The organism is Parapedobacter sp. 2B3, assembly GCF_041925275.1.
Taxonomy (GTDB): domain Bacteria; phylum Bacteroidota; class Bacteroidia; order Sphingobacteriales; family Sphingobacteriaceae; genus Parapedobacter; species Parapedobacter pyrenivorans_A.
This window is the reverse complement of sequence record NZ_JBHEUZ010000016.1, coordinates 41,459-58,561: the sequence shown is the minus strand read 5'-3', so window position 1 is coordinate 58,561 and position 17,103 is coordinate 41,459. Positions and strand designations below refer to the sequence as shown.

General features: G+C 47.6%; 16 protein-coding genes. 9 read left to right on the top strand and 7 right to left on the bottom strand.

The window, feature by feature from the left end; translation table 11 throughout:
* Positions 1–171: 171 nt before the first annotated feature.
* Positions 172–540, bottom strand: a complete 369-nt coding sequence (gene panD, locus ACEVG1_RS16755; protein ID WP_374744873.1) for an aspartate 1-decarboxylase — start codon at positions 538–540, stop codon at positions 172–174.
* A gap of 29 nt (positions 541–569) precedes the next feature.
* Positions 570–1,631 (bottom strand): DUF6695 family protein, encoded by a 1,062-nt coding sequence (locus ACEVG1_RS16750; protein WP_374744872.1) that lies wholly within the window; start codon positions 1,629–1,631, stop codon positions 570–572.
* Positions 1,632–1,814: 183 nt separating this feature from the next.
* Between ACEVG1_RS16750 and ACEVG1_RS16745 the strand changes: the two genes are divergently transcribed.
* Positions 1,815–4,847, top strand: a complete 3,033-nt coding sequence (locus tag ACEVG1_RS16745) for a ThuA domain-containing protein (protein ID WP_374744871.1) — start codon at positions 1,815–1,817, stop codon at positions 4,845–4,847.
* 96 nt (positions 4,848–4,943) lie between these two features.
* Here ACEVG1_RS16745 and ACEVG1_RS16740 read toward each other — a convergent pair whose 3' ends face one another.
* The 3 genes from ACEVG1_RS16740 to ACEVG1_RS16730 all read right to left on the bottom strand — a co-directional run bounded on the left by ACEVG1_RS16740 (position 4,944) and on the right by ACEVG1_RS16730 (position 8,817).
* Positions 4,944–6,224 carry a sugar MFS transporter gene (locus ACEVG1_RS16740; protein WP_374744870.1) on the bottom strand — a complete coding sequence of 427 codons (1,281 nt, stop codon included), beginning with the start codon at positions 6,222–6,224 and terminating at the stop codon, positions 4,944–4,946.
* 121 nt (positions 6,225–6,345) lie between these two features.
* A complete protein-coding gene (locus ACEVG1_RS16735) occupies positions 6,346–7,932 on the bottom strand; it encodes an ABC-F family ATP-binding cassette domain-containing protein (protein ID WP_374744869.1) in 1,587 nt (528 codons plus the stop codon).
* Positions 7,933–8,229: 297 nt separating this feature from the next.
* Positions 8,230–8,817, bottom strand: coding sequence for a TIGR00730 family Rossman fold protein (locus ACEVG1_RS16730; protein ID WP_374744868.1), 588 nt, complete (start codon positions 8,815–8,817; stop codon positions 8,230–8,232).
* Between the two features lie 139 nt (positions 8,818–8,956).
* Between ACEVG1_RS16730 and ACEVG1_RS16725 the strand changes: the two genes are divergently transcribed.
* The 4 genes from ACEVG1_RS16725 to ACEVG1_RS16710 all read left to right on the top strand — a co-directional run bounded on the left by ACEVG1_RS16725 (position 8,957) and on the right by ACEVG1_RS16710 (position 11,099).
* Positions 8,957–9,190 carry a thioredoxin family protein gene (locus tag ACEVG1_RS16725; RefSeq protein ID WP_374744867.1) on the top strand — a complete coding sequence of 78 codons (234 nt, stop codon included), beginning with the start codon at positions 8,957–8,959 and terminating at the stop codon, positions 9,188–9,190.
* Between the two features lie 255 nt (positions 9,191–9,445).
* A complete protein-coding gene (locus ACEVG1_RS16720; protein WP_374744866.1) occupies positions 9,446–9,709 on the top strand; it encodes a DUF2024 family protein in 264 nt (87 codons plus the stop codon).
* A 50-nt stretch (positions 9,710–9,759) separates the two neighbouring features.
* Positions 9,760–10,371: a MarR family winged helix-turn-helix transcriptional regulator gene (locus tag ACEVG1_RS16715; RefSeq protein WP_374744865.1), complete on the top strand. Its 612-nt coding sequence runs from the start codon at positions 9,760–9,762 to the stop codon at positions 10,369–10,371.
* Complete coding sequence (locus tag ACEVG1_RS16710; RefSeq protein ID WP_374744864.1) at positions 10,368–11,099, top strand: YggS family pyridoxal phosphate-dependent enzyme; 732 nt, start codon at positions 10,368–10,370, stop codon at positions 11,097–11,099. Before ACEVG1_RS16715 ends, ACEVG1_RS16710 begins: the two co-directional genes overlap by 4 nt.
* Before the next feature lie 477 nt (positions 11,100–11,576).
* On the opposite strand, the gene ACEVG1_RS16705 is transcribed toward ACEVG1_RS16710, so the two are convergent.
* Complete coding sequence (locus ACEVG1_RS16705; protein WP_374744863.1) at positions 11,577–12,824, bottom strand: glutamate-5-semialdehyde dehydrogenase; 1,248 nt, start codon at positions 12,822–12,824, stop codon at positions 11,577–11,579.
* Positions 12,825–12,833: 9 nt separating this feature from the next.
* Positions 12,834–13,868, bottom strand: coding sequence for a glutamate 5-kinase (gene proB, locus ACEVG1_RS16700; RefSeq protein ID WP_374744862.1), 1,035 nt, complete (start codon positions 13,866–13,868; stop codon positions 12,834–12,836).
* Between the two features lie 240 nt (positions 13,869–14,108).
* On the opposite strand from proB, the gene ACEVG1_RS16695 reads away from it, so the two are divergent.
* From ACEVG1_RS16695 to ACEVG1_RS16680, 4 genes are all read left to right on the top strand, one after another.
* Positions 14,109–14,966 carry a family 16 glycosylhydrolase gene (locus ACEVG1_RS16695; protein WP_374744861.1) on the top strand — a complete coding sequence of 286 codons (858 nt, stop codon included), beginning with the start codon at positions 14,109–14,111 and terminating at the stop codon, positions 14,964–14,966.
* Between the two features lie 25 nt (positions 14,967–14,991).
* Entirely contained in the window at positions 14,992–15,957 is a 966-nt protein-coding gene (locus ACEVG1_RS16690) for a hypothetical protein (RefSeq protein ID WP_374744860.1), read from the top strand.
* Between the two features lie 142 nt (positions 15,958–16,099).
* Positions 16,100–16,744: a DUF2975 domain-containing protein gene (locus ACEVG1_RS16685; RefSeq protein ID WP_374744859.1), complete on the top strand. Its 645-nt coding sequence runs from the start codon at positions 16,100–16,102 to the stop codon at positions 16,742–16,744.
* Between the two features lie 4 nt (positions 16,745–16,748).
* Entirely contained in the window at positions 16,749–16,949 is a 201-nt protein-coding gene (locus tag ACEVG1_RS16680) for a helix-turn-helix domain-containing protein (RefSeq protein WP_374744858.1), read from the top strand.
* The last annotated feature ends 154 nt before the right edge of the window (positions 16,950–17,103 follow it).

Genomic DNA, 17,103 nt, shown 5'->3' with positions numbered 1-17,103 from the left:
GTACTGTCCTGAATGGCAATTGGTGAATTAAATCAACCAAACTTACTCAAAGAAGCGTTGATATGCAAACGGTAGCGGTGTAAAAATGGAGGGCTTGGGGGGCGGTAGGCTGAAGGAGGAATAAAGGAGGGGCTCAGAAAAATCATCACCCCTCATCCTTTCATCTCATTATCAATAGGTGTACTTGTCTATCTTGTCTATCTGGTTGTTGTCTTTGGTAAATACCAATACCGGTTGATAGCTGTCGGCCTCCTCTTCGGTTACTTTGAAGAAACTAAGGATGTGAACGGTGTCGCCCACTTTGGCGTGGAGTGCTGCACCGCCATTCATGCATACTTCGCCGCTTCCGCGCTTGCCGGGAAGCACATAGGTCATAATGCGGCTTCCATTGATGGCATTATTGATGTAGACCTGCTCGTACTTCTTTATTTTAGCTGCATCCAACAAGTCGGCGTCTACGGTTATAGACCCGTTATATGCTACATTCGCTTCCGTTACTTTAACCGTGTGGATTTTTGATTTTAAAATAGTTAACTCCATATTATTGTGTGTTTCCTTTGTGTTGATTGCTATGCTGTCTTTGCCTGTTTATTTGGCTTTTCCGTTGTTTCCAGTACAATTTCCTTGCCGTACTGCGTTACCGTATGGCGTTTGTGGTGGCATTGGTACGTAAATAGGTATGGCATGTCCGGGTTTACGGGGTGATCGGCGGCGCACGCGACCCGGTACTCTTCACGTCCGTTGCTGGCATACTTGATTACCAACAGCGTATCGCGGTCTGTATCCCGTTCGAGGATAAACCAAGCGCCTTCACCGATACCGCCCAACCACTGTGCCGCAACGGGTACCCTGGCCGGTCTTTCGGGTTCAGCTATGTTGCCCGGCTCGCGGTCGCAGGGCAGGTTTTTGGACTTGGCTGCCGAGACGTTGTGCAGCAGTTGGTCCAGTTGAAAGCCTAACGATTGCCAACGGTTCATCCGTAGGGTTTCCAACTTACCTTTGTGGTAGCAGTAGACCGTCCGGTCAGTTGAGGCGTTTACGACGTTGCTCATCGGACTGGGTTTGATGCTTTCGGGCAATCCAATCCGCATCCGTGCGGGGTGCTGGTTTCCAAAGCCTGCCAACAGTACCTGGGCCACGAAACGTGAGCAGCTGTTGTTACCGGTGGCGACGGCGCCGTATTTTATTGGGCCTTTCTCCACGAGTTGCTGTGCAAATCGGCTGGCTGCGGTATAAGACAAGCCTTTGGCGACGGAAAAAAATAATCGCCCGCCCCCGTGGGTAGCCTCCTCTATTTGCTGCAATTCATCCAAAATCGCATCCAAATTGGCAATATGACTGTTGTGGTCGACAGCGGCTTCGGTTTCTAACGCCAGCCTGGGGTCGGATTCAACGGAGCGTGCGCGGCCATATCCACGTGGTGTTATGTACCTGCCGAAATCGAAATAGGCCAAGGCCCCCGTTTGGCGGCATATCAACACAATCGCGGCATGGCCCACTTTGAAGTTCAGGTTTTTTACAATGCCGAGTTGTTTAAGTATGGCCATCCATCGTTCATCGCCACGCGCCGTCTGATCCGGCCAGGCCATCACCAATGCCAAATCATCGTTGTCTTCCAACTTACCCTCCATTCACGGTCATTTTTTCCTTGGCGGTGAAATAACCGTCAAAATCTGTAAAGAATTGGGAATTTGTGTTCTGTCGCATATGCTTTGCGTTTGTATTGGGAAACTTACTAAACCAATTTAATATTTATCACGATATTATGGTAAAATTTGTCATTTTTGCAATCCAATATGTAATTGAACCCTAATATGGAAAGAATTAATCACCGAGGTATCACGAAATCTTTGTTATTTTTCTTGTCGGCTATCCTATTGTTTGCCAGTTATTCCTGCAATAAGCGCAGTGGTAAGCCCCGGCTGTTGGTATTCAGCAAAACGGCTGCCTTCTACCATGAGTCTATCCCGGCGGGCAATGCGGCACTGATCAAGCTTGCCGGCGAAAACGGGTATGCGATTGATACGACCACCAATGCGGAGTGGTTCAATGATGATAGTCTCCAGCACTATTCGGCCGTTATCTTCCTTAGTACTACCGGCGATGTCCTTAACCATTATCAAGAAGCCGCCTTTGAGCGGTATATCCAGGCAGGGGGCGGTTTTGTGGGCATCCACGCCGCGTCAGACACCGAGTACGACTGGGGCTGGTTTGGCAGGCTGGTGGGTGGCTACTTCAAAGGCCATCCGCATCCGCAGGAAGCCACCTTTCATGTGGTCGATTCCCTTCATCCGGCTACGGACGGCCTTCCAAGTACTTTCCGCTACGATGACGAATGGTATAATTTCAAAAATCTCAGTTCGGAAACCAACGTGTTGGTTACGATTGACGAAGATAGCTACCAAGGCGGCGACAATGGCGACGACCATCCGATGGTGTGGTACCATGAGTATGATGGCGGGCGTTCGTTCTATACAGCCCTAGGGCACTCCGAAGCGTCTTTCAGTGATTCGCTGCACCTCAAGATGATATTGGGTGGTATCCAGTATGCCGTGGGCAAAAACCTAAAACTTAATTACAGCAAAGCAAAAACACAGCTTCCGCCCAATCCGCAGCGGTTTGTAAAGAAGCAACTCGTTACAGGGGAGCTTTTCGAACCTACAGAAATGGCAATACTGCCCAATTACGATATCCTGGTGGCTCAGCGCCGTGGCGAGCTGATGCTTTTCCAGCAAGATAGCCAAACGGTGAAACAAGTAGGCTTTCTTGATGTATACCACCAATCGGGGGTGCCCAATGTAAATGCTGAGGAAGGGTTCATGGGCTTGGCGTTAGACCCGGAGTACGAAACGAACAAATATCTGTACGCTTTCTATAGCCCGGTAGACACGTCGGTAAATCGTTTGTCGCGGTTCGTGTATGATGACGGTAAACTCGATATGGCATCGGAAAAAATCATCCTTCAGTTCTATTCGCAACGCCAGATATGCTGCCATACCGGTGGATCCATTGCGTTTGGCGGCGATGGGCTGCTATATCTGTCTACCGGCGACAATTCCACGCCTTTTGATCAACCGGATCCGTCGAAGTACAAAAGCCATGGTTTTGCGCCTTTGGACGGCCGGCCCGGATACGAGCAGTATGACGTACGCCGGTCATCCGGGAATACCAATGACCTACGGGGCAAAATTCTCCGTATCGACGTGCAGGCCGACGGTAGCTACACGATACCCGAAGGCAATCTGTTTGCCGAAGGGACAGCGAAGACCCGTCCCGAGATTTATGTGATGGGCAACCGCAATCCGTACCGGATTTCCGTTGACCAGAAAACAGGATTCCTCTATTGGGGCGAAGTAGGACCCGATGCGGCCAATGATAGCTTGGCGACGCGCGGTCCGCGCGGGTACGATGAGGTTAACCAGGCCCGCAAGGCCGGATTCTTCGGGTGGCCGCTATTTATTGGCGATAATTATGCGTATCGATCGTTCAACTACGCCACAGGCGAGTTTGGTGAGCCATTCGACCCGGCAAGCCCTGCGAATAATTCGCCCAACAATACGGGTTTGCAAATACTGCCACCGGCACAACCCGCATTTATCTGGTATCCTTATGCAGCATCGCCCCAGTTCCCACAAGTGGGTACCGGTGGTCGCAACGCCATGGCCGGCCCGGTGTATTATACGGATATGTTCCCCAAGGAGACGCGTTATCCCGACTATTACGATGGCAAGTTGATTATATATGATTGGATTCGTGGATGGGTCAAAGCGGTTACCCTCTTGCCCAATGGCGATTTCGATAAGATGGAACCGTTTGCGGAAGGCGCTTCTTTTGCCAACCCCATTGATATGGAAGTGGGCAAAGACGGTAAGATTTATGTGTTGGAGTACGGTCGGGGATGGTTTGCCAAGAACGAGGATGCCGGTATTTCGCGAATTGATTATATTGCCGGTAACCTTCCTCCCCAGGTGGGCGAGATTGAGGTAGAAAAGGCCAATGGAGCCACGCCGTTCACGGTAAAGGCCACGGTTGCCGCCACGGACTATGAAGATGATGGGCTTACGTACACGTGGAAAATCGGCGATGTTACCCGCCAAACCAGTGAGCCCGTGCTTAGCTATACCTTGGAGAGCCGGGGTGAATACGCTATCAGTGTGACGGTATCGGACGGGAAGGGGCAAGCGGAAAGCAATCCGGTGTCCGTATATGCAGGCAACGATAACCCCGTGGTAGATATCGTGCTCACCAACACATCGGGCTTTTATACCCCCGGCGAGCAGATCGGCTACACGGTGAATGTGGATGACCATGGGCGGGCGATAGACACGGCGAACCTTGTGGTGGCTATCGATTATATCACTGGCCGGGATATGGCTGGTGCTTCATTGGGCCATCAGCAGGTGTCTGAAATCGTTTTGGGACGGAGCTTGATGATGGCATCCGATTGCCAGTCATGCCACAAAATAGGCGAACCGAGCATCGGCCCTTCGTATATGCAGGTTGCCTCGAAGTACCGCAACCAGAAAGACGCTTCTTCCTACCTCACCCAAAAAATCATGCAGGGTGGTAGCGGTGTTTGGGGCGAGGTTGCCATGGCTGCCCACCCGGATATGAAAGAAGCAGAAGCGCGCCAGATTGTGCGCTGGATCATGTCGCTGGCAGATGATGAAGCCGGCAAGCGCAAATCGTTGCCGGCAACCGGAGCCGTTGTTGCGAAAACCGCTGGCGAAGGAGATAAGCAAACCGTACTGCGCATCCACGCACAGTACACCAATTCGCCGGGCATGGGTATCAAACCGCTTACTGGTTCGAAGACGGTCGACTTGGAGCTGAAAACAGGTGAATAGTAGCCGATAAGGCTTCCATGACTAATAGAATGAGCAAGGGTGCCTTTGCTCATTTTTTTTGCCTTTGGTTGTGGGCAACCGCTGATCTGTCTTTTATTACGCCTTGATTCTGTGCCCTTCGATGGCATAGTAAGCAATGAAGGCAAATAGCGGGATGGGAACGAAAAAGCCCGCCGCCATGCCGTATAGGTCGGCCACATAACCCATTATTGGCGGGAAGACCGCTCCGCCACCCACAGCCATCACCAAAAAGGAGGCTCCTTGCTTGGTATGCGTGCCCAGGCTTCTGATGGCCAGGGCAAATATGGTGGGAAACATGATGGACATGAAAAAAAACACGCCGTATAGGGAAACGAACGAAATCCATCCCAATTTTAACGATATGACGGGCAATAGGGCACATACCATGAGTGCATAAAGGGCCAACATGCGTGAAGGTTTAAAATACCTCATCAATGCACTGCCAGAAAAACGGCCCATCATGAATAGAAAGAAGCCCAGCGATAAAAAATAAGGGCCGTATTGCACGTCAAAGTTCGGGTGCATATCGTGGTCCGTCACAAAATTGATGAGGTAGCTGAAAACACCGGTTTGGGCTGCTACATAACAGGCCTGCGAAGCAACCCCTAGTTTGAAATGCCTGTTTTGCCACAACGGTTTCTTTGAGATATAACCTGGGTGCGAAGGATCCGAAATCTCCATGTCGCCACCCGGCGTTGGCGCGGCCCCATGGGCATGCATTAAATCTTCCTCGTCGATTTTAGGTAGCTTTAGCCTTGAAAAAACAAAGGCAATTGCAAGAACGGATAATCCAATGATGGCAAAGGGGAGGATAATGGAGATCATTTTCTCGCCTTCCACATGGCTGCGGTTGCCATAAATAGATAAGGCGATCAACGGACCTATTACCCACGCAAAGCCGTTGAAAGACTGTGCAATGTTGATCCGTCTTTCGGCGGACTCGGGTGGGCCCAACTTGGTGGTGTAGGGGTTGGCACCCGTTTCTAACGTGGCTAGGCCTGCGCCGATCACCAACAAGCAGAATAAAAAAAGTACAAATGACTGTAACGGTGCTGTGCCTGCCGCGAGTAACGCCCCGATGCCGAAAAGGCTCAACCCAAAGATGATCCCTTTCTTATAGCCGTATTTTTTTGTATACAGGCCTGCCGGTATGGCCATGCAAAAGTAGGCGCCGTAGAGCGAAACTTGGATAAAGCTAGACTGCCATTTCTTCAAATGCAAGAGTTCTTGGAAATTCTTGTCAAGCGTATCCAATAAGCCATGCGCAATGCCCCAGGTGAGGAACAGCACGCTGATCGCCATGAACGAGGTGGTGTAATTTACACCGTCTTTGATGAAAATTGATTTTTTGCTCATAAATATAGGCTCCTCCTTGAAAATGGAACGGGCCTAAAATAGCGAAATCCGGTGGATTACAAATACCCACACTCATCTTTTAACGCCGATCATGATACCTAATTACTTGCTAAGCATTGTCCTAAAGCTTTAGGGTCCGGTTTATATTTATTTCCTCCAGAAAATACGCATCGTGCGAAACAACGACCAACGTACCTTGATACTCATTGATGGCGGCGGTTAAGATGTCAATATTCTGAATGTCCAGGTTATTGGTCGGCTCGTCCAAGACGATCATGTCGGGCGATTGGTTGCCGATAGTCAAACAGCAAAGCAGCAAACGCATCCTTTCGCCGCCGCTCAGTGCAGAGCAAGGTTTATCCCAACCCTCTTGTGCAAATAGAAAGCGGTTCAGCCTTATTTTTACTTCATGTTCCTGTAGAGCCGACGTGTTGAACTGTTGGGCTTGTTCATAAACCTTCAATGTGTCGTCAAGCAAGGAGTAGTCTTGGTCGATGTAAACCGCTTTTTTGTCTGCCCTATAAATGGTTCCCGTCTGTGCTTCAAGATGCCCTAAAATCAATTTGATCAATGTCGTTTTTCCCGAGCCATTTGCACCATTCAGTGCAATGCGTTCACCACTTGTAATTTGAAGGGTTAAGTTATCTTTCCAAACAGGTTTTGTATGGTATACAACGTTGATATCCGTTGCTATGAAGAGATTTTTTCCTTTATGCAGGGCTGTGTCATGAAACCCGAATTTCATTTTATCAGCGTCAGGCACGGATGCACGCAATTCGTGTAGTTTTTGCGAAATCCCGCTGATTTTGCCTGCATGGACATTTTTGAGTTTCGACGTGCTGTTTTCAGCATTGTTCCTTAACGTATTCATCATGATGCGGGAAACCCCCGCTTTTTCTTGTTTGCCTTTTCCACGACTGTCCAGCTTTTGCTGCCGTACTGCCGTTTCCCGTTCTTTTTCCTTTGCTTTCCGCAATGCTTTCTCGTTACTGTGGATGTCTTGGCTCAACGCATTGCTCTCAATTTGTTTCTGTTCTTTGTAAAAATCGTAGCTACCGCCGTACACTTTAATTCCTTGGCGGCCCAATTCGCAAACGGTGCCCAACAGGTTTAGCAACGTCCTATCGTGGCTTACCACAATCAATGTGCTTTTGGTGGAATGAATAAAATCATACAAAAGTTGTCTGCCCGAAGTATCCAGGTGATTGCTTGGTTCGTCCAACAGCACCAATTCAGGTCGATGGATGGAAATTCCGGCGAGAAGAACCTTCATTTTTTGTCCGCCGCTTAATGCTGTCATTTTTTGAGATAAATCCAAACCGGTCATTCGCCATTGACTCAGCGCCTCTCTGCATCGGTCCTCTATCGTCCAATCGTCCCCCAGCAAGTTGAAATTTTCTTCGCTCGTATTGCCGTCCAGGATTTCCTTCAAAGCGTTCAGTTTGTCTTCGATTCGCAAGGCACTTGCAATCGTCAACTGACTGAATTGCCCGAAAATTTGCGGAACGTAATACGGTTCTGCGGCCAGGTGTATTTGGCCGTTTGACGGTCTTAATTGCCCTGCAGCGATTTTCAGAAAGGTAGATTTACCAATGCCGTTATTTCCTACCAGGGCTATTTTTTCGTGGTCGTTTACTTTGAAATTTATGTTTTCAAACAGTAAATCTCTGTTGGGATGTGTATATGAGAGGTCTTGTGCAATAAGCATGATTTCTTTCTATAGAGCCAATGAAACGTTGGGTTGGGTATCAACCGGTTGTCCTTTTTTTTCTGCCTGAAAGAAGCTATTTTACATGCTTTGCCTATTGTGTTGAGTTTGCAAGTATACAAATTATCCTTGCACGTCAGTCCTCCGTTTGCGATAATTTTTTAAAAGTAGATGGTAAACAAGTCAAGTGCTGTTCCAACTATAATGGGGATGATGCTCGGATATGCGTCGCCAAGAAGCCTAGGGTAGGTTCTATGGGGCTTTTAACAGCGCTTAATCGTTCAATTATGGTTTGTGTTAGACGTTATCCTTCCTTATCCATTTCCCCACATCAGGTGCTTTGTAGTTTTTCATCTTTTCCAGCAGTCCGGGTATGTTTCCACTCACGATCAGCATATCAAAGTTGATTTGCTTAAGAAATCCCTTTTTTACCATTGTCTTCATAAATAGCAGCAGTTCGTCAAAAAAGCCATTGACATTCAGTACGGCGATCGGTTTCTTGTGAAGCCCCAGTTGCGCCCAAGTCAGCATTTCAAAAAGCTCTTCCAATGTGCCGAATCCCCCGGGCAACGCGATCACCCCATCAGAAAGCTCGTCCATCTTTTTTTTTCTTTGATGCATGGTTTCGACCAGGATGAGTTCGGTAAGATTTTTATGCGCTATTTCCTTATCCTTTAAAAAATGTGGTAATACCCCAATAGCTCTTCCTTTGTTGTTGATTACGCCATCTGCCACCTTTCCCATCAACCCTACGTTTGCACCGCCATACACCAGTTCTATATTTTCTGCCGCCAGTTTTTTCCCCAGTTGGAGAGCCTGTTCTTCGTATATCCTTTCGGTTCCATAGCTGGAGCCACAGAATACGGTTATCCTGTTTATTTCCATATTCCCCAAATTTCAACATTCAACGTGGTGTAGAAAGAACCCGAAAAGCAAATGTTGAAAATTTCCTTTGTATTAGTTAGGATAACTAACTATATTTGCCCAAGCAATATTGCTACGGAACCAATAAAGTTAGTTTAAAATGGCAAAATCAGTTTTCTATCACGCGGGGTGCCCTGTTTGTGTAAGCGCAGAGCACGACATTATCAACCTCATCGGTGCAGACAAGGTAGAAGTAGTTCACATTGGCGAGGTACGGAGTAGGATTGAGGAGGCAGAAAAAGCAGGTGTCAAATCTGTTCCGGCGTTGGTTACACCAAACGGAAATGTGTTGCACATCAACTTCGGTGCTTCCATGGCTGACGTAAAAGGTTGAAATTTTTTTAACCCAATAAGTTAGTTATCCTAACTTATTGGGTTTTGTTGGTTAACATTCAAAGATCAGAAAATGAAATTCAATTCGTTCGCTTGGGATAAATGCAAATCGTTTGGGCAGTCGTACGATTTTTAGCGTTTTATCCAAAAATTTGACCTTACCATACAACGTGAAATAAAAAGAATCCTTCATTTTAGTTAGGCTTTCTAACTTTGTGGGGCATTTTAATTTTTAAAACATACAATACAATAAAAAATGCAGGTAGCAGTCTGGGACACGTATGTAACAAAAAAGGACGGTATCGTAATGCACTTTGATATTATCGCACCCAAAGAGATAGTTGATGCATCCATAATTTACAATTATGGTCGTGAATATCTCAAAATGAAAGGGCAGCAGGGGCAATCGCTTACGTCAGCGGAATGCAGGTTTTGCCATATTGAAACGGTAGAGCCGCATTGGGAAAATGAAATCAGGCAAAAAGGCTATTTCATTTATGAAATGGAAAATTGCGGCTAAAAGGTGTTACAGGCAACCATGGTAATGAATTAACGTTGCATCCAAACAATATGAACAAATCCGATTTTGATTTAGCGCATCAGAATAACAGCATTGAAAGCAAAATAGTGGCATCGTTGGAACGGATTGCCCAGGCTTTCCGCGTGTTGCTATGGCAGGAAAGCAAGAAATTTTCCTTAAGCCCTATTCAGGTCCAGGTGTTGGTTTTTTTGCTTTATCACAGCGAAGGCAAAAGAAAAGTAAGTTATTTGGCACACGAATTTAATATGACCAAAGCTACGATTAGCGACACAATCAAAACCTTGGAACAAAAGGATTTGATAACCAAAGAATATGAGCAACACGATACAAGAAGCTATGTTATCAACCTAACAAAAAAGGGGCAGGATATAGCCAATGAAACCTCGCTGTTCACGAAAGAAATCCGTACACCGATTGACAAATTACATGAAGACGATAAAGAAAATTTGCTGTTGAGTTTACTCAACATCATACGGCATTTAAACAATTCCGAAGTGATTACCATTAATCGGATGTGTATGTCGTGCGCTTATTATCGATCATCAGACGAAGGGAAAGGGCATTTCTGCAAATTACTTAACCATCAACTGCACGTTGCGGATTTGCGAATTGATTGTCCAGAACACAAAACCGAGGTATGAATGAAATTTTACACAATCTCTCGCTGATCAAAGAACGGATAAGCAAAGCCTGCAATGAAAGCAACCGAAATCCAAGCGACGTAAAATTATTGCTGGCAACCAAAACCGTATCTTCCGAGCGTATCAAAACAGCCTTGAATGCAGGCTACACATTGATCGCTGAAAACAAAGTACAGGAACTCAAGGAAAAATTCGCAGCCTTAGAGGCTGTTCCACATACCAATCATTTTATCGGGCATTTGCAAACCAATAAAATCAAAGACCTTTTAAAGTACAACATCGCCTGCATCCATTCCCTTGACCGCTTTGATTTGGCGGAAAAACTACACCAACGGCTACAGTTTGAAAACAAAACCCTCGACGTATTGATCCAAGTAAACACGTCATTTGAAGAAAGCAAATTTGGCGTAAGCCCCGACCATGCGCTAGCGATCGTAAAACAAATAGCCCAGTTAGGCACGCTGAAGGTAAGAGGGTTGATGACCATCGGCTTGTTGAGTGCGGAAGCTCATAACGTGCGTAGGTGTTTTCGCCTGCTTAAGGACATCCAACAACAGATCATTGCTTCAAAAATTCCAAACGTAGAAATGAAAGAGTTATCGATGGGTATGAGCAATGACTTGGAGATAGCCATCGCAGAAGGTGCTACCATCCTGAGAATCGGTACCGCGGTCTTTGGGAAAAGGATATATCCTGATAGTTACTATTGGAACGAAGACAAGGGCTGAATTGCATTTTTGTTTCCTTCATACACCTTTAAATGACGCTATAAAATTGCTGTAAATCATATTGATATAAAACAATCATTAAGTGTGTAATAATGACACTAAGCATACAAATGGTAAGGTTGTAAAGCGTACCTTTGCAGTACATATTAGGTACGATACATTTACATAATCTTAACATTGACATGATCGAAGAAATTTTAGACCAGCGGCCACAGAAAAAACAGCCTACTCCACTAAACACCACCTTATCAGCAGCAAAGAAGCGAGTTTTTACTCCTGCTCGTTTCTCCGTCAGAGGACTTAGAAAGCATGCTGGAATACAAACGAGCCGCAATCCCATTGTTATTGATTGATGTGCAAATCCCCTTTCGATAAGGGTAAGGCGCAGGGGCAATCCGATGTGACGGCCCCTATTCGTGCTGAAGTGGGCGGTTTGTGGAATGGGCTAGGATACCGCGCCATCGATCGGCCTCCGGTTTACCGGATTTGACCGTCGCCCATCACCAGCCATTTTTCGGTAACGAGTTTCTCCAACGCAAATGGGCCCCGTGCATGGAGCTTTTGGGTTGAAATGCCTATTTCTGCACCCAAGCCGAACTCGCCGCCATCGGTAAAGCGGGTAGATGCATTCGCATACACGGCGGCGGCATCTACGGTTTGCAAAAACGCATCGATATGTGCCGTATTGGTAGAAACAATGCATTCGGAATGCTTGGAAGAGTAATCCGCAATATGATCCAGCGCTTCCTCCAATCCCTCCACGACCTTGATGGAACATTTCAAATCCAGGAACTCCCTGCCGAAATCATCCGCTGTGGCGTGCCGCAAGTGGGGGTAGCCCACTTCGTCGAGCCGCTGGAAGGCCTGCGGATCGGCGTGGACCTCCACCTGATGTGCAGCAAAATAGGGAGCCAGTTTGGTGAGTAACGGGCCGGCAACCTGTTGGTCCACCAGTACGGTATCCAGCGCATTGCAGACCGACGGACGCGATATCTTGGCGTTGGCAACGATGCGGGCAGCTTTATCGAGATCGGCGGTTTCATCCACGTACGTGTGGCATACGCCGGCGCCGGTCTCGATGACCGGTACTTTGGCATGGTCCCTCACATAGTCAATCAGTGCCTGCGATCCACGGGGAATCAAGATATCCACATGGTCCTTGGCGGTGAGGAGTTCGCCCATCAGCTCGCGGGCGGTAGGGAGCAGCTGCACGATGTTGGGATTGATGTCGGCTGCCTCGATGGCTTGTCGGATGAGTGAGACGAGGTAGCTGTTGGTAAACCAAGCATCCGAGCCGCCGCGCAGCAGGCATACATTGCCCGATTGGATGCAGAGAGCCACCACGTCGACCGTCACGTTGGGCCGTGATTCGTAAATGACGCCCACCACCCCGAGCGCTACCGACCGCTTTTCGATTTGCAGGCCATTTCCAAGCGTTTTTTGGAGCAGTATCTTCCCGGTCGGGTCTTCCAGGTTGGCTACGTCGATTACACTGCCGGCCAATGCTTGGATCCGTTCACCAGTAAGCATTAGCCGATCGTACTTCGGATCTTGCGGGTCCATGCGGTCCAGGTCCTTTTTATTCTGGTCGATAATGGCGTCCTTGTGGGCCACCAATACCTCGGAAATAGCTTGCAGAAGCTGTTTTTTCTGGGGCAATGTCAGCATGCTCATCGCTTTCTTCGCGTGGCGTGCCTGTACCAACTGTTGTTTTATGCTATCCATCGGGTACGGTTATAAGAGGACGATGTTGTCCGCATGTGCAATTTCAATATTCTTTTTGTCGACGGTGTTCTCGATCACTGCCGATTCGATTTTGGATTTGGCCACGGCATGTACGAGGCCCTGTTCGTCTACGATCTGGAACACCTCGCCGGTCATGAAGCCGCCGATTACTTCCGTGACCCCAACGGCGAGTAGGCTGCGGCGTTTTTTCAATGCTTCCAAGGCGCCTTTGTCTATCCGTACTTTGCCCGAAATGAGGCTGCCGGTAGCCATCCATTTGTGGCGCGATGATATTTTCTTGGGCTGGGCCCGGCAGCTGGTACCGGTTGTGCCTGCCACGGCTTTCAGGATGGCATCTTCCGTTCGCATGCTGAAAATGACTGCTTCGATACCCAGTTGGTTGGCTATCCTTGCGAAATTCAGCTTGGACGTCATGCCGCCGAGGCCCACGGCCGATTTTTCTTTCCTGGCCAACGATAGGGCTTGCTTGTCGATCAATGGGATTTCGCGTATCACTTGCCCGGCGGCATCCAATACCCCCGGCACCGAGGTGCTGAAGAGGATCTTTTCAGCGCCGAATCCTACGGCGATGAGTGTAGCGAGCTCATCGTTATCAGAAAATTTAAGTTCCTTGTTGCTCACCACGTCGTTTTCATTCGCAATGGGGATGATGTGGTTACGCCACAGGGTCTCATAGGTGTTCTTTAATTGGAGAAACTGGTCGCGGTTGGCAAAATGCTGCCGCTCACAGAGACTCTGTGCCAACGCGATTTTGTATGGCCTGAAATACGTGGCATAGATGCCCACCAACAGCGGGTTGCCGATTGCTGCGGCTGCTTTGCGTTCGGGTAGTGTGCCCTTATAGCGGGGGATGTAGGTTTTTCCTGCCGCCACGGCACCGGACGATACGAGCACGATGTTGTAATGTTCCTGCAGCTTGGCCGTCTGCCGCGCTATTTCCACGATAATCTGTTCGTCTACCGCCCCGTCTGCCGTAGTAATCGAGGCTGAGCCAAATTTGATGACGATGATGGGTTTCTTCATGAGTTATGGAAAACGACTGCTAATATCGCAAATTGCCGCGTATCTAGCGAACAAGTTGGCGAATCAACTTTCCATACTATCCAATCGTCCTATTCGCAGTAAAAACTCGGGTACACGGTTGCAACAATTATCGCTATCTTTATCCGCATAGCATCAGTTCGTATATAGCAGAGATGGAAACCCAGCTACGAGGCCAGCCCTTCACGGACGTCGCCACGCACACTAGTCAATGTCAGGTGTATGAAAAATTTTACGTTTAAAATTGCAAGTCTCACCGTTGTATGCTGGCTGCTCATTGCCGTTGCGCAGGCACAGCAGCCGTATAAAGGCGGTAGTGGAAAATTTAAAAAATTAGTATGGGCAGATGAGTTCGATATAGACGGATTGCCCGATACCGCCCGGTGGAGCTATCAGACAGGGCTTGTGAGAAATAACGAAGAGCAATACTACACGGTAGCCCGTAGAGAAAATGTCCGGATAGCGCAGGGTTTTCTGATTATTGAAGGTAGAAAGGAAGAATGGACGAACGAGTTCCATAATCCGGAAAGTACGGATTGGCGGTTTATGCCAGGAAAGACAGCTTATACTTCGGCATGTATTGTGACGCAGGGAAAAGCCTCCTGGCAATACGGCCGGATAGAAGTCCGTGCAAAACTACCGCGCGGATTGGGGGTATGGCCCGCGATATGGACCCTCGGGGATAACGAACCTGTCATCGGTTGGCCCCGCTGCGGCGAAATTGACATGATGGAATTTGTGGGGCATGATTCTTTACGCGTACATGGGAATGCCCATTATGAAGATAAAGCCACTAGAAAGCATGCTTCCAAAATGGGGACCCTCAGTCATGTTCAGCCCGCTAAGGATTTCCATGTTTATGCCATTGAGTGGAGTCAGTCTGCTATCGACTTTTATTTTGACGATCAGAAGTATCATTCCTTTGTTATTGATGATGCCGGAACAGGGGAAGATAATCCGTTTAGAAAGCCCCACTTCCTGCTACTCAACTTGGCTTTGGGGGGCGAATGGGGCGGCCAGATAGACCCGTCGGTGTTTCCACAGCAATATATCATAGACTATGTGCGTGTTTATCAGTAGCAGATGTGGATCTGGCAAAAAATGGGTGCCAATCATTTGCTTTGCGGTACTCGGTGGTTTTGGGGTTTCCGGTTCTTTAACTAGTCTTACGGCCAGCGGCACTGCGGGTTCACTCGCAGCGAAATACCCCGGTGACATCGGTATCGAACAAAATGCCGACGTTCTTTTCACAGAGAAATTCAGCGATGGCCTGGCCAATATACAGGCTAGGTATAATGATGTGTTGAACGGTGAAGGAATGCGACTTGACACCGTGGACGTTCCAGCTAAGGGTGCTGTTGCACTCGTGATGACCAATCAAGGAGGCGAAAACGACGGCGGGCACCTTTTCAAAAGGTTCGATCCCGGATTTGACAGTGTCATTTATGTGCGATACTATGTGAAATATCCGTCGAGTTCGGAAGGATACATCCATCATGAGTCGGTCTGGGTCGGCGGGTACCAGCCGGCTCTCCCATACCCAAAGCCCAGCGCAGGTACCTGCGGAATGGGCGATACGCGTATTGCAATAGGTTACGAGCCTGTCAATGCGCCCAACATGGACACGTACGTTTATTGGGGAGACATGCGGGCCGGTGCCCGCGGGAAATGCTATGGCAACGATATGGTCAACGGCAGCCCACAGGCCAGGCAGTTAATCTGGGATGCTTGGATGTGCGTTGAGCTGATGATCAAGCTCAACCATCCGTCCACGGCATACAACGGCGAATTACGGGTATGGCAGGACGGCATCGAAGTAGGGCATTGGGGGGGCGGTTTTCCGAATGGGCGTTGGGACTTGGACTCCTGGTTTAACGATACGACAGGGCAGCCATTTGATGGGTTTCGCTGGCGGACAACGGAGAAGCTGAACATCAATTACGTGTGGATCCAATTTTACGACGATACGACACCGCCCGGAGTCTCCCATCATATCAAATTTTCCAACCTGGTTGTTGCCAGAAAGTATATCGGACCTATACAGGGCATTTCAGCCGATTCTTCGCATTAATTGATATCATCGGGGAATCCTTTTGTCAGCATGAGTCTGTTCGTAGAAAAGCATAGATGGAGTTATTTATAATAAAACATTAAATTTTAATTGTATTATTATAAATAATCATTAGTTTTACCAACCGTTAATCGCAATTGATATGAAACTTTCTGATAGCAGAACCATTAAGTCACTTGACTTATTAACCACCATCGCATTGCTTTTTTATATCGCTTTTCTGGGGACTAAGTTATTTAATTCAGGTGCTCCGGCACTTAGTAACAGTGTAAAAGGCTATGCAGTGTATGATATACAGGCTAAACCTCACGACGATAGCAGGGTACGGAGTTTAGATGACTGGTTTGGGAAGAAAGTAGTAGTTCAGCCGACTAACCGAGCTCTTGTGGATTTGAGGTTTAAATCTTACGATGAGCTATTTTCGCTGCCTGCTTTATTGTACCAAGCCTCTCAACTAATTTATTGGCTACTAATTGGCTTCCTCATTTTATGCATAAAAAGGCTCTTCAGTTCGTTTCGCAAGGACAAGGTGTTTACAACGAGGAACGCCTCTTTAATTTTATGGGGCTCGGCTATGTTGATGCTACTACCTGTAATGCGATCGATCACTCAACATCTCTTTATCAACTGCATAACTAAGTTAAATCTCAATGATTCAGGTTATTCGTTGCAAAAGGGGGTCGGATTTATTGCCGCTGAAACTTTTATTGGATTGGCACTGTTGGCGTTCGGATTAGTCTTCAAAACAGCAATAGCTATAAAGAAAGAAAACGACTCATTTATTTAGTAATATGCCGATAGTTATCAATTTAGATGTAATGTTAGCCAAGCGGAAAATGTCGTTGACGCAATTGTCTGAAAAAGTAGGTCTAACGATAGTCAATCTGTCGATTTTAAAAACAGGGAAGGCAAAAGGGGTTAGGTTTGACACACTGGAGGCAATATGTAGAGTTTTAGATTGCAAACCAGGGGATATTATCGATATCGACTAAAATGGACGGCTATCCACACTGCCGGACCGTCTTTGTGTATTGCCAGTATAAAAATCGGAATTGACCTGATTGCCTCCATTCATGTTAACGTCCAAGTTCCACCGTCACAAATTCTTTTACGCAATCGGCATCCGTTAAGCCATGCCTCGCTTTG

What these genes read in the sequence shown, in the direction of transcription:
- ACEVG1_RS16725 (WP_374744867.1), top strand. Translation starts at nt 8,957, where the DNA reads ATGGCAAAATCAGTTTTCTATCACGCGGGGTGCCCTGTTTGTGTAAGC.
- ACEVG1_RS16720 (WP_374744866.1), top strand. Translation starts at nt 9,446, where the DNA reads ATGCAGGTAGCAGTCTGGGACACGTATGTAACAAAAAAGGACGGTATC.
- ACEVG1_RS16685 (WP_374744859.1), top strand. Translation starts at nt 16,100, where the DNA reads ATGAAACTTTCTGATAGCAGAACCATTAAGTCACTTGACTTATTAACC.
- panD (WP_374744873.1), bottom strand. Translation starts at nt 540, where the DNA reads ATGGAGTTAACTATTTTAAAATCAAAAATCCACACGGTTAAAGTAACG.
- ACEVG1_RS16730 (WP_374744868.1), bottom strand. Translation starts at nt 8,817, where the DNA reads ATGGAAATAAACAGGATAACCGTATTCTGTGGCTCCAGCTATGGAACC.
- ACEVG1_RS16715 (WP_374744865.1), top strand. Translation starts at nt 9,760, where the DNA reads ATGAACAAATCCGATTTTGATTTAGCGCATCAGAATAACAGCATTGAA.
- proB (WP_374744862.1), bottom strand. Translation starts at nt 13,868, where the DNA reads ATGAAGAAACCCATCATCGTCATCAAATTTGGCTCAGCCTCGATTACT.
- ACEVG1_RS16735 (WP_374744869.1), bottom strand. Translation starts at nt 7,932, where the DNA reads ATGCTTATTGCACAAGACCTCTCATATACACATCCCAACAGAGATTTA.
- ACEVG1_RS16750 (WP_374744872.1), bottom strand. Translation starts at nt 1,631, where the DNA reads ATGGAGGGTAAGTTGGAAGACAACGATGATTTGGCATTGGTGATGGCC.
- ACEVG1_RS16710 (WP_374744864.1), top strand. Translation starts at nt 10,368, where the DNA reads ATGAATGAAATTTTACACAATCTCTCGCTGATCAAAGAACGGATAAGC.
- ACEVG1_RS16680 (WP_374744858.1), top strand. Translation starts at nt 16,749, where the DNA reads ATGCCGATAGTTATCAATTTAGATGTAATGTTAGCCAAGCGGAAAATG.
- ACEVG1_RS16695 (WP_374744861.1), top strand. Translation starts at nt 14,109, where the DNA reads ATGAAAAATTTTACGTTTAAAATTGCAAGTCTCACCGTTGTATGCTGG.
- ACEVG1_RS16705 (WP_374744863.1), bottom strand. Translation starts at nt 12,824, where the DNA reads ATGGATAGCATAAAACAACAGTTGGTACAGGCACGCCACGCGAAGAAA.
- ACEVG1_RS16745 (WP_374744871.1), top strand. Translation starts at nt 1,815, where the DNA reads ATGGAAAGAATTAATCACCGAGGTATCACGAAATCTTTGTTATTTTTC.
- ACEVG1_RS16740 (WP_374744870.1), bottom strand. Translation starts at nt 6,224, where the DNA reads ATGAGCAAAAAATCAATTTTCATCAAAGACGGTGTAAATTACACCACC.